The sequence below is a fragment of the Brachyspira catarrhinii genome (assembly GCF_005518285.1).
Lineage (GTDB): Bacteria > Spirochaetota > Brachyspiria > Brachyspirales > Brachyspiraceae > Brachyspira > Brachyspira catarrhinii.
This window is the reverse complement of sequence record NZ_SJDU01000930.1, coordinates 1-244: the sequence shown is the minus strand read 5'-3', so window position 1 is coordinate 244 and position 244 is coordinate 1. Positions and strand designations below refer to the sequence as shown.

1 pseudogene is annotated in these 244 nt (G+C 30.3%); it reads left to right on the top strand.

Annotated elements, in window-relative coordinates:
• Positions 1-20: 20 nt before the first annotated feature.
• Positions 21-244, top strand: a pseudogene (locus tag EZH24_RS13830) (PTS transporter subunit EIIB); the annotation flags it as partial.

The window sequence follows — 244 nt, the reverse complement described above, 5'->3', positions numbered from 1 at the left end:
TTAGACTTGAAGTAAAAGATATGAATAAAGTTAATGCTGATGAGATAAAAAAATATTACCCAGCTGTACAGAAAATAAGTGCTACAGAGGTTCATATAGTAGTAGGTACAGATGCCAGTCTGCTTGCTGAGGCTTTGAGAAAATTATTAGAAAGTCAGAAAGTAAAAACTGTTCTGCTTCTTCCTTTGCTTGGAGGAATAGAAAATATAGTAAAAGTAAATAATTATTTACTTTTACTATATTC